Here is a 12917-nt window from a genome sequence, read left to right as displayed (position 1 = left end):
AACCCGGTCGTGGTCGGCACGTTGCGTCGTGACCAGGGCGGCGTGCGGCGCCTGTACACCTCCCTTGCCGAAGCCTTCGTGCGGGGCGTGCCGGTCGATTGGACCGCCGCCTTCGCCGGTGCCCGACCGCGCCCGGTCGAACTGCCCACGTATCCCTTCGAGCGCAAGCGCTACTGGCTCGACGCCGTCACCCCGGCCGGGGCGGCGACGACGGGTGGTGGCGCGGGCTCGGGGGCGGCGATCGACGCGGCGTTCTGGGCGCTCGTGGAGAGTGGCGACCGGGCCGGACTGGCCGAAGCGCTGGGCGCGGACGCCTCGGCGGAGACGCTGGGCGCGGTGTTGCCCGCGCTGTCCTCGTGGTGGGACCGCACCCGGTCCGGCGCCGCCGTCGACGCGTGGCGGCATCGCATCGTCTGGCGCCCGGTCGGCGGTCCCGGAGTCGGCGGCCTCCGCGGGACGTGGTTGCTCGTGGTGCCGGAGGAGCCGGCCGCGATCGGGTGGGCGGACTTCCTGACGCCGCTGCTGAGCGCCGCCGGTGCTCGGGTCGAGCGGGTGTCGGTGGCGCGTGACCTGGCCGAGCGGGCCGCGTTGCGGGTCCTGCTGACAGGACAGCACGAGTCGCTCGCGGGTGTCGTGTCGCTGTTGGCCCTGGCCGAGGGCACCGTGCCCGGGTTCGACGCGGTGCCCTGGGGCGCGGCGGCGACGGTGGCGCTGGTCCAGGCGCTCGACGATGCCGGGGTGTCGGCACCGCTCTGGGCGGTCACCAGCGGTGCGGTGTCGGCGGGCCCGGCGGATCGGGTGCGGGTGCCCGAGCAGGCGTTGGTGTGGGGCTTCGGCGGGGTCGTCGCGGCCGAGAGTCCGCGGTCCTGGGGCGGTTTGATCGACCTGCCGGGCGAGTACCCGGGCTCGGACGCCGAATCCCCGGTGTGGGCCCGCCTGTCGGCGGTGCTGGCCGGAGCGGTGGACGAAAAGGACGTCGCGGTGCGGCCGACCGGCGTGTGGGGACGTCGGTTGGTGCGTGCGCCGCTCGGTGCCGCCCGACCGGCCGGGAATTGGCGGCCGTCCGGCACCGTCCTGGTGACCGGTGGTACCGGGGCACTGGGTGGGCATGTGGCCCGCTGGGTCGCGGCGCGCGGGGCCGAACACGTGCTCTTGGCCAGCCGGACCGGCGCGGCTGCGCCCGGCGCGACGCGGCTGGCCGAGGAGATCGGCGCACTGGGCGCCCGGGTGTCCTTCGCCTCGTGCGACGTGGGGGATCGGGACGCACTGGCCGGCGTACTGGCCGACGTTCCGATGGAGTTCCCGCTGACCGCGGTATTGCACGCGGCGGCGATCCTGGACGACGCGGTGATCGGCGACCTGACCCCCGACCAGCAGCAGCGGGTGTTGCGGGTCAAGGTGGACGGCGCCCGCCATCTCGACGAACTCACCCGGGACGCGGACCTTTCGGCATTCGTGCTGTTCTCCTCGGTGGCCGGCCTGTGCGGAGTCCCCGGGCAGGGCAACTACGCGCCGGGGAACGCGTATCTGGACGCCCTCGCCGCCCGTCGTCGGGCCGACGGGCTGCCCGCGACCTCGGTGTCCTGGGGGCACTGGGCCGGGGGTGGGATCGCCGCGCCGGAGATCGAGGAGCGCCTCGGTCGACAGGGGCTGACCATGCTCGATCCGGCGCTCGCGGTCGAGGCGCTCGGACGGATCCTGGACGCGGACGAGAGCCACCTGACGGTGTGCGACATCGACTGGGACGTGTTGTTCCGGGACCGTCCACACCCGCTGGTGGCGGAACTCCTGCGCACACCCGCCGGATCGGCCGGATCCGTAGGCCCGACCGCGCCCGTCGGATCGGCCGAGTCGGCGGCGGACAGGCTCACCGCGACGCTCGCCGACCTGGCTCGGGAGGAGCGCCGGCCGCACCTGGTCGCACTGGTGCGCACCCAGGCGGCGATCGTGCACGGGCACACCTCCGCCGACGCGGTGGCGGCCGGGAAGCCGTTCCGCGACCAGGGGTTCGACTCGTTGACGGCGGTCGAGCTGCGCAATCGGCTGACCGCCGAGACCGGCCTGCGGCTGCCCGCGACGCTGGTCTTCGACTACCCGACCCCGAACGTGCTCGCCGAGTACCTGCACGGCGAACTCGTCCCGGACCTGCTCCCCGACGCCGACGCGGTGCGGGCCGAGATCGACCGGCTGGAGGCGCTGCTCGCGCACGCCGCCGCCGGTGATCCGGCCGAGCATGCGGCGACGGCGGTACGGCTGACCGAGATCGCCGCCCGCTGGGCCGCCGGCGCGGCGCCGGCCGGCGATCCGGAAGGGGCCGAAGTCGCGGGCATCGCCGAGGAGATCGACTCGGCCACCGACGACGAGCTCATCGAATTCATCGGCAAGCAGTTCGGCATCTCCTGACTTGTCGGTCCCTGCGAAAGGCACAACCACCATGAGCGACCAGCAGATCCGCCACCTGCTCAAGCGGCTCACCGTCGAGCTGCACGACACCCGGGAACAGCTCAAGGAGGCGCAACACCCGACGCCCGAGCCGATCGCGATCGTCTCGGCGGCCTGCCGGCTGCCCGGTGGCGCCGAATCGCCCGAGCAGTTGTGGCGCATCCTGGCCGAAGGCATCGACGTGGTCGGCGACTTCCCGCAGGACCGCGGCTGGGACGTCGAGGAGCTGTACGATCCCGATCCCGATCGACCCGGCAAGACGTACACCCGGCAGGGCGCGTTCCTGCCCGACATCGCCGGTTTCGACGCCGAGTTCTTCGGCATCTCGCCGCGCGAGGCACTCGCCACCGACCCGCAACACCGGCTTCTGCTGGAGACCGCCTGGGAGCTGTTCGAGCGGGTCGGCATCGATCCCGGCACGCTGGCGGGCAGCCGGACCGGGGTGTTCGCCGGCCTGAACGGGCAGGACTACGCGGCTCGGCTGACCGAGGTGCCCGACGAGGTCGGCGGCTACATCGGCAACGGCAATGCGGCCGGTGTCGCGTCCGGGCGGATCGCCTACTCGTTCGGCTTCGAGGGCCCGGCGGTCACCGTGGACACCGCGTGCTCGTCCTCGCTGGTCGCGCTGCACCTGGCGGCGCACGCGCTGCGCGACGGCGAATGCGACCTCGCGCTCGCGGGCGGGGTGACCCTGATGGCCTCGCCGCTGGGATTCACCGAGTTCTCCCGGCAGCGCGGCCTGGCCCCGGACGGCCGGTGCAAGGCGTTCGCCGGTGCGGCCGACGGCACCGGATGGTCCGAGGGCACCGGCCTGGTGCTGGTGGAACGGCTGGCGGACGCCCGGCGACTGGGCCACCCGGTGCTCGCCGTGCTGCGCGGCAGCGCGGTCAACCAGGACGGGGCGTCCAACGGTCTGACCGCGCCGAACGGCCCGTCCCAGCAGCGGGTGATCCGGCAGGCACTGCGCAACGCCCGGCTGAGCGCGGCCGACGTCGACGCGGTCGAGGCGCACGGCACCGGGACCACGCTCGGCGACCCGATCGAGGCGCAGGCGCTGATCGCGACCTACGGCAAGGACCGCCCCGAGGACCGGCCGCTGTGGATCGGTTCGGCCAAGTCCAACATCGGGCACACCCAGGCCGCCGCCGGGATCGTCGGCGTGATCAAGATGATCGAGGCGATGCGGCACGGCGTGTTGCCCAAGACGCTGCACGTGGACGAGCCGACGCCGCACGTGGACTGGTCGGCGGGCACGGTCCGGCTGCTCACCGAGGCACGCGCGTGGCCGGAGACGGGACGCCCGCGTCGGGTCGGGATCTCCGCGTTCGGCGCGAGCGGCACGAACGCGCACCTGATCCTGGAGCAGCCCGAAGCCGTCGAGGCGCCCGAGCGGCACGGAAACGCGCTTCCCGCCGCACCCTGGCTGCTCTCCGCCCGAACCCCCGCCGCGTTGCGCGTCCAGGCCGCCCGACTCGCCACGCACCTGCGCGAGGCCGAGGCCCAGGCGAGCGACCCGGCGGACATCGGCCATTCGCTGGTCACCTCCCGGGCCGCGTTCGACGAGCGCGCGGTGCTGGTCGCCGGCGAGCCGGCCGGGTTCCTGGCCGGCCTCGACGCACTCGCGGCCGACACGCCGAGCACCGGCGTGGTGCGTGGTTCGGCCGTCGGATCCGGCGCACTCGCCTACCTGTTCACCGGTCAGGGCAGCCAGCGGGTCGGCATGGGCCGCGAACTGTACGACGCCTACCCGGTGTTCGCCGCCGCGTTCGACGAGATCGCCGCGGCGCTGGATCGCGAACTCGCCGGCCACGTGCCGCATCCGCTGCGCGACGTGGTGTTCGGCGTCGCCGAGGACGCGGCCGAGCAACTGGATCGCACCGTGTACGCGCAGCCCGCCCTCTTCGCGATCGAGGTCGCGCTCCACCGGCTGTACGCGTCGTGGGGCCTGCGACCGGACTTCGTCACCGGACACTCGCTCGGCGAACTCAGCGCCGCACACGTCGCGGACGTGCTCTCGATCGCCGATGCGGCGACGCTGGTGGCGGCTCGGGCCCGGCTGATGCAGGCGATGCCGACCACCGGCGCGATGATCGCGATCCAGGCCACCGAGACGGAGGCCGCCGCCGCGCTGGCCGAGCAGGTGGACCTGGTCGGCATCGCGGCGATCAACGGACCGCACTCGATCGTGCTCTCCGGCGACGCCGACGCGGCCCTCGCGGTCGCCGCCGGTTTCGCCGAGCAGGGCCGCAAGACCAAGCGGCTGCGGGTCAGCCACGCGTTCCACTCGCCGCTGATGACCGGCATGCTCGCCGAGTTCGAGCGGATCGCGGCCGGGCTCACCTACCGGGCCCCACGCATCCCGGTGGTCTCCAACCTCACCGGTCGGCCCGTCGGCATCGAGGAGCTCGGCGATCCCGGCCACTGGGTGGCCCATGTGCGCCACGCGGTCCGCTTCAAGGACGTGATCGACCACCTCGCGGCGGCCGGCGTCACCACCTATCTGGAGCTCGGCCCGGACGGCGTGTTGACCGCGATGGCCCAGGACACCCTGGCCGAGACACCCGCCGCCGAGGAGAGTGCGTTCGCCGCGGCGCTGCGCCGCGATCGACCGGAGCCGGACACCGCGCTGCTCGCACTGGGCACCGCGTACACGAACGGCGCCGACGTCGACTGGTCCGCCCTGTACGCCGGTTCCGATGCCCGCCGGGTCGACCTGCCCACCTACGCGTTCCAGCACCGCCGCTTCTGGATCGACCAACCCGCGAGCGGCGCCACGAACGCGGCGGGGCTCGGCCTCGTGGCGGCGGACCACCCCTTGGTGGCCGCGTCGTTGCGGGTCGCCGGCGGCGAGGACGCGGCGGCGGACGGCGGCACCGAGACGGTGCTGCTGACCGGCCGACTGTCCCTGCGCACCCATCCGTGGCTGGCCGACCACGTCGTGTTCGGCTCGGCCTTGGTGCCCGGAACGGCTTTCGTGGAAGCGGCGATCCGCGCCGGTGACGAGGTCGGCCTGGACACCGTGGACGAGTTGGTGATCGAGGCGCCGCTGATCCTGCACGAGCGGGACGCGGTGCACCTCCAGGTGGTCGTCGGCGGCTCCACCGGCGAGCCGGCCGACCGGCGGTCGATCGCGGTGTACGCCCGGCCGGAGCAGGCCGAGCCGAACACGCCGTGGGTGCGGCACGCGGCCGGTTTCCTGGTCGCGTCCGAGGACACGCCGCGCGCCGCCGCCGAGCCCGAGCAGTGGCCGCCGGTCGGGGCGACGGCGCTCGACGTGAGCGGGGCCTACGCCGGGCTCGCGGAGGCCGGGATCGGGTACGGGCCGACCTTCCGGGGCCTGCGGGCCGCCTGGCGGCTCGGCGACGAACTGCTCGCCGAGGTCGCCCTGCCCGCCGAAGCGCATCCGGACGCGGCCCGGTTCGGCATCCACCCGGCGCTTTTCGACGCGGCTCTGCACCTCGCGTCGGTGCGCGACCTGGACGAGTCGGCGGCGGAAGCGGGCCGTCGACTGCCGTTCGTCTGGAACGGGGTACGGCTGCACGCCGCCGGCGCGACCGCGCTGCGCGTTCGGATCGCGATGACCGGTCCGGGCGAACTGACCTTCCGGGCCGCCGACGCGAGCGGCGCCCCGGTGGCATCGATCGAGGCTTTGGCCACCCGGCCGGTGACGGTGGATCAGCTCGACGCGTCGCGTTCGGCGGGGCAGGACACCCTGTTCGAGCCGGGCTGGGTCGAACTACCCGCGACGGTGGGCATCGAGCCCGGCTCGGATACCGAGTCGCTCGACGACGGCACCCTCGTGGTCGCGGTCGAGACCGGGCCGGAGGACATTCTCGCCGCCGCGCACCGGGAGAGCGCCCGTGTGCTGGCCGTGCTCCAGGGCGACGCCGAGCGTGTCCTGGTACTCACCCGCGGCGCGTTCGCCGTGGCCGACGGCGACGCTCCCGACCCGGCCGGCGCGGCGGTGGCCGGCCTGGTCCGCTCGGCCCAGTCCGAACAGCCGGGTCGGATCGTACTGATCGACCTCGACCGGGACGACCTCGCCGCACCGACCGGCCTGGGCGCCGCGTACGCGACCGCACTGGCCACCGACGAACCGCAACTCGCGCTGCGTGCGGGCGCGTTGCACGTCCCGCGCCTGCGCCGGCCCGTATCGCTCGATCCGCGCGAGGTGCGCGGCTGGGATCCGGACGGCACGGTCCTGATCACCGGCGGCGTCGGCGTGCTCGGTGCACTGCTGGCTCGCCATCTGGTGGTCGAACACGGCCTGCGCCGGCTGTTGTTGACCGGCCGTCGGGGGTTGCACACACCCGGTGCGGGTGATCTGGTCGCCGAGCTGACCGGGCTCGGTGCGCAGGTGACCGTCGTGGCGACGGACGTGTCCGACCGGGAGGCGCTGGCCGCGCTGCTCGCGAGCGTGCCGGTGGCCCATCCGCTGACCGCCGTCGTGCATGCGGCGGGGGTCATCGACGACGGTGTGCTCGACGCGCTCACCCCCGAGCGGCTGGCCGCGGTGCTCCGGCCCAAGGCCGACGCGAGTTGGCATCTGCACGAGCTGACCCGCGAACATGACCTGGCGGGCTTCGTGTTGTTCTCCTCGGTGGCGGCCGTACTCGGCGGCCCCGGCCAGGGAAACTACGCGGCGGCCAACAGCTTCCTGGACGCACTCGCCGCCCGCCGCCGTGCCGCCGGGCTGCCCGCGATCTCGCTGGCCTGGGGCATGTGGGCCGAGGCGGGCGGGATGACCGCGCACCTGGCCGACGCGGATCGCCGGCGCGCGGCCCGGGCCGGGATCCGCGCGCTGGCCTCGACGGACGGGCTGCGGCTGTTCGACCTGGCGGTGCGGCCGGACGGGGGTTCGATCGAGTCGGACCGGGCCGTCCTGATTCCCGCACCGCTGGACCTGGCCGGCCTGCGCGCCCGGCCGGAAGCGGTCCCGGCGCTGCTGCGCGGCCTGGTCCGGCCGCAGCGACGGCAGGCCGCAGCCGCCCAGGCAGCCGGCGCGGCCTCGCTCGCCCGGCGGTTGGCCGCTCTCGGCCCGGCCGAACGCGAACAGGAACTGCTCGACCTGGTCCGCGCGGAGGTCGCCGGCGTGCTCGGCGCGGAGCCGGACGCGGTCGGCGTCCGGCGGGCGTTCAGCGACCTGGGCATGGACTCGCTCACCGCCGTCGAGCTGCGCAACCGGCTCAACGCCGGTACCGGCCTGCGGCTGCCCGCGACGCTGGTCTTCGACTACCCGACCCCGGGCGCGCTGGCCGAGTACCTGCGCGGCGAACTGCTCGGCGATCTGCGGGATGAGCCGGTCGCACCGGCCTCCGGCCCGAACCTGCCCACCCCGTCGACGGACGACCCGATCGTCATCGTCGGCATGGCCTGCCGGCTCCCGGGCGGCGTCGCCTCCTCGGCCGACCTGTGGCGCCTGGTCGAAGCCGGCACCGACGCGGTGGGGGAGTTCCCGAGCGATCGAGGCTGGGACGTCGAGGAGCTGTTCGACCCGGACCCGGAGGCGGCCGGCAAGTCGTACACCAGGCACGGCGGATTCCTCTACGACGCCGCCGAGTTCGACGCGGGCTTCTTCGAGATCTCGCCGCGTGAGGCGCTGGCCACCGATCCGCAACAGCGGCTCCTCCTGGAGACCACGTGGGAGGTGATCGAGCAGGCCGGCATCGACCCGACGACCCTGCGCGGCAGCCGAACCGGCGTCTTCGCCGGCGTGATGTACCACGACTACGCGCCACATCCGGGCAACGTGCCCAGCACGCTGGAGGGTTACGTCGGCAACGGCAACGCGGGCAGCGTCGCGTCCGGCCGGATCTCCTACTCGTTCGGCTTCGAGGGCCCGGCGGTCACCATCGACACCGCGTGCTCGTCCTCGCTGGTCACCCTGCACCTCGCCGCGCAGTCGTTGCGGCTGGGCGAGAGCGACCTGGCGCTCGCCGGCGGTGTCGCGGTGATGGCCTCGCCCGGCGCGTTCACCGAGTTCTCCCGGCAGCGCGGCTTGTCCGTGGACGGCCGCTGCAAGGCGTTCGCGGGGGCGGCGGACGGCGTCGGCTGGGCCGAGGGCGTCGGCATGCTGCTGCTGGAGCGCCTCTCGGATGCGCGGCGTTATGGGCATCGGGTGTTGGCGGTGGTGCGGGGCAGTGCGGTGAATCAGGACGGTGCGTCGAATGGGTTGACGGCGCCGAATGGTCCGTCGCAGCAGCGGGTGATTCGGCAGGCGTTGGCGAATTCGGGGCTGGCCGTCGGTGATGTGGACGTGGTGGAGGCGCATGGGACGGGGACGACGCTGGGGGATCCGATCGAGGCGCAGGCCCTGTTGGCGACCTACGGTCAGGGTCGGTCGGCCGAAGAGCCTTTGTGGTTGGGCTCGTTGAAGTCGAACATCGGGCATGCGCAGGCCGCGGCGGGGGTGGCCGGGGTGATCAAGATGGTCGAGGCGCTCCGGCATGGTGTGTTGCCGAAGACGTTGCATGTGGACGAGCCGAGTCCGCATGTGGACTGGTCGGCGGGCGCGGTGCGGTTGTTGACACAGGCTCGGCCGTGGCCGCAGACCGGCCGGCCACGTCGGGCCGGGGTCTCCTCGTTCGGAGTCAGCGGCACCAACGCGCACGTGATCCTGGAACAACCGCCACTGGAGCCAGAACCCGAACCGAACGACCCGCGCCCCGACCTGGTGCTGCCCTGGATCGTGTCCGCCAAGCGGGCCCCGGCGCTGCGCGGACAGGCGGCCCGGCTCGCCGAGTTCGTCACGGCGGCCGACCCCCACCCGGTGGACGTCGGCGCGGCCCTGATCGGCAGCCGGGCCGCGCTCGAAGAGCGCGCCGTGGTGATCGTGGCCCGCGACTCGCCGACCACCGGCCTGGCCGCGCTCGCCCGAGGCGACTCCGCCGCCGGCGTGGTGACCGGATCGGCGACCGGCCCGCTCGGCCGCACGGTGTTCGTCTTCCCCGGCCAGGGCTCGCAGTGGACCGGAATGGCCGCCGAACTGCTGGTCCATTCCCCGGTGTTCGCGTCCCGATTCGGTGAGTGCGCCAAGGCGTTGGAACCGTTCGTGGACTGGTCGGCCGTCGACGTGCTGACCGGCGTCGAGGGCGCGCCCACGCTGGATCGGGTGGACGTGGTCCAGCCCGTGTTGTGGGCCGTACTGGTCTCGCTGGCGCAAGTGTGGCGCTCGTACGGCGTGACCCCCGATGCCGTGGTCGGCCACTCGCAGGGCGAGATCGCCGCCGCCGTGGTCGCCGGCGGTCTCTCGCTCGCGGACGGCGCTCGGGTCGTCGCGTTGCGCAGTCGGGCGATCGTGGCGCTGTCCGGGCGCGGCGGGATGGCCTCCCTGGCGCTCCCCGAGACCCAGGTCCGGGAGCGCATCGCCCGCTGGGACGGGAAGATCTCGATCGCGGCGGTGAACGGCCCCGGGCAGGTGGTGGTGTCGGGCGAGCCCGAAACGCTCACCGAACTGGTCGACTCGGTCACCGCCGAGGGCGGCCGGGCCCGGTTGATCCCGGTGGACTACGCGTCGCACTCGGCCCACGTGGACGAGATCCGCGAGCGCATCCTGGCCGACCTCGCCCCGATCGTGCCCGTCTCCGGCTCGGTGCCGCTGCGCTCGACGCTCACCGGCGAGTGGCTGGACACCGCGACGATGGACGCCGCCTACTGGGCGGACAACCTCCGCGAGACCGTGCGGTTCGAGGAGGCCACCCGCGGCCTCGCCGCCGCCGGACACGGGGTGTTCGTCGAGGTGAGCCCGCATCCGGTGCTGGTGGCCGCGATCCAGGACACCCTGGAGGACGCCGCGGCGACCCGATCGCTGGTGGTCGGCACGCTGCGCCGCGACCAGGGCGGCGCGCAGCGCCTGTACACCTCCCTCGCCGAGCTGTGGGTGCGCGGCGTCGACGTCGACTGGAGCACGGCCTACGCCGGGTACCGACCGCGCCGGGTGGAGTTGCCCACCTACGCGTTTCAGCACGAGCGGTACTGGCTGGACGGCAGCCGGACCGCCCGAGGCGACGCCGGCGCACTGCCCGACGAGCCTTCCCGGCCGACCGAGGACGCCGGACCCACCCTGCCGGGTCGACTCGTCGGGTTGACCGGTGCCGAACGAGAGTCCGTCGTCCTGGAGTTCGTCCGCGCCGAGACGGCCGTGGTGCTCGGGCACGGCGACCCGGCCACCGTCGAGCCCGAACGGGCCTTCCGCGAACTCGGGTTCGACTCGCTGACGGCGGTGGAGCTGCGCAACCGGCTCAACGCGGGGTCGGGACTGCAACTGCCCGCCACGCTGATCTTCGACTACCCGACCCCGGCGGGCGTCGCCGAGTTCCTCGCCGAACAGTCGACGATCGCGACCCCGGGCCTGCCGCTGCCGGCGGCGCTGGCCGAACTCGACCGACTGGACGCCGCGTTGACCGCGGACCTCGGCGACTCGGCCCGCCGGTTGGCGATCATCGACCGACTGCGGGTGCTGGCGAACAAGTGGGCCGAGGCGAGCGTCGTCGCGGCGCCGGTGATCTCCGACGAGATCGACCTGGACAGTGCCAGCGACGAGGAACTCTTCGGCCTGCTCGACGGCGACCTCGAATCCCGCTGATCCCCCCGGACCCCACCAACGCAACCATGAAAGGCAGTTCCATGGCGGACGAAGAAAAGCTCCGGGGATATCTCAAGCGTGCACTGGCCGACGTCCGCGACGCCCGCAAGCGGGTCCGCGACGTCGAGGCGAGCCGACGCGAGCCGATCGCGATCGTCGGGATGGCCTGCCGGCTGCCCGGCGGTGTCGACTCGCCCGAAGACCTGTGGCGGCTGGTCGATTCCGGCACCGACGCGGTCGGCGAGGCGCCCACCGATCGAGGCTGGGACCTGCGCGACATCTACCACCCGGACCCCGACCGACCCGGCACCACCTATACGACGGCAGGCGCCTTCCTGCCGGACGCCGGGGACTTCGACGCGGCGTTCTTCGGCATCTCGCCCCGTGAGGCGCCGGCCATCGACCCCCAGCAGCGGCTGCTCCTGGAGACCGCGTGGGACGCGTTCGAGCGGGCCGGGATCGACGTCACCGGTCTGCGTCGGAGCCGGACCTCGGTGTTCACCGGGATCGCCGGCATCGACTACGCCCCGGCCCTGGACCAGGTCCCGGAGGAACTGGAGGGCTATCTCGGCACCGGCACGCTGGGCAGCGTGGCGTCCGGCCGGATCTCGTACACCTTCGGCTTCGAGGGCCCGGCGGTGACGGTGGACACCGCGTGCTCGTCGTCGCTGGTGGCGCTGCACCTGGCCGCCCAGTCGCTGCGCGCGGGCGAAAGCGACCTCGCGGTCGCGGGCGGGGCCACGGTGATGGCCTCGCCGATGGGCTACGTCGAGTTCTCCCGGCAACGCGGATTGTCCGTGGACGGCCGCTGCAAGGCGTTCGCCGCGTCGGCGGACGGCACCGGCTGGGCGGAGGGGGTCGGCGTGCTGATCCTGGAGCGGCTCTCCGACGCCGAACGACTCGGCCACCGGGTACTCGCGGTGGTGCGCGGCAGCGCGGTGAACCAGGACGGCGCCTCGAACGGCCTGACCGCGCCCAACGGACCCGCGCAACAACGGGTGATCCGCGAGGCGCTGGCCAACGCCGAACTGGCCACGGGTGACGTGGACGTGGTGGAGGCACACGGGACGGGCACCACGCTGGGTGATCCGATCGAGGCGCAGGCGTTGTTGGCGACCTATGGCCAGGGTCGTCCGGCTGAAGAGCCTTTGTGGTTGGGCTCGTTGAAGTCGAACATCGGGCATGCGCAGGCCGCGGCGGGGGTGGCCGGGGTGATCAAGATGGTCGAGGCGTTGCGGCACGGGGTGTTGCCCAGGACGCTGCACGCCGAGGAGCCGACCCCGCATGTGGACTGGTCGGCGGGCGCGGTGCGGTTGTTGACGCAGGCTCGGCCGTGGCCGGAGACCGGGCGACCGCGTCGGGCGGCGGTGTCGGCGTTCGGGGTGAGCGGGACCAATGCCCACCTCATTCTCGAACTCCCCGAGGCCGGCGCCGAGATTCCCGAGCGGGACGCCACCCCGGAGCCGGTGAGCCTGCCGTGGGTGTTGTCGGCGAAGACGCCGGACGCGCTGCGGGCCCAGGCGGGTCGGCTGACGGAGCGGCTCGCCGTGGACCCGTCGCCGCGCACCGCTGACGTGGGCTTCTCGTTGGCGTCCACCCGGGCGACCTTCGGCGAGCGGGCCGTGGTGATCGGCGACCGGGACGCACTGACCGAGGCGCTGGAAGCGGTCCGACGCGGCGACTCGGTGACCGGTGTGGTGACCGGGTCGGCGGGGCCGGTCGGGAAGACGGTGTTCGTGTTTCCCGGTCAGGGTTCGCAGTGGGTCGGGATGGCGGCGGAACTCCATGCGCAGTCGCCGGTCTTCGCCGCGCGTTTCGGGGAGTGCGCGAAGGCGTTGGAGTCGTTTGTGGATTGGTCGCCGGTGGATGTGTTGACCGGTGTGGAGGGTGT

The 12917-nt window shown here is 73.6% G+C and carries 3 protein-coding genes; all 3 read left to right on the top strand.

Annotated elements, in window-relative coordinates; all coding sequences use genetic code 11:
- On the top strand, window positions 1-2403 hold a 2403-nt coding region (locus tag ACFXMF_RS42690), incomplete at its 5' end, for an SDR family NAD(P)-dependent oxidoreductase (protein ID WP_380021137.1).
- A gap of 31 nt (window positions 2404-2434) precedes the next feature.
- Window positions 2435-11026: a type I polyketide synthase gene (locus ACFXMF_RS42685; protein WP_380021135.1), complete on the top strand. Its 8592-nt coding sequence runs from the start codon at window positions 2435-2437 to the stop codon at window positions 11024-11026.
- 83 nt (window positions 11027-11109) lie between these two features.
- On the top strand, window positions 11110-12917 hold a 1808-nt coding region (locus ACFXMF_RS42680), incomplete at its 3' end, for a type I polyketide synthase (RefSeq protein ID WP_380021139.1).

Source organism: Embleya sp. NPDC059213, assembly GCF_042754445.1.
Lineage (GTDB): Bacteria > Actinomycetota > Actinomycetes > Streptomycetales > Streptomycetaceae > Embleya.
This window is presented reverse-complemented; position numbering and strand designations above follow the sequence as displayed.

Bases quoted from the DNA above. Each gene is read 5' to 3' on its own strand.
- ACFXMF_RS42685 (WP_380021135.1), top strand. From the start codon at position 2,435: ATGAGCGACCAGCAGATCCGCCACCTGCTCAAGCGGCTCACCGTCGAG.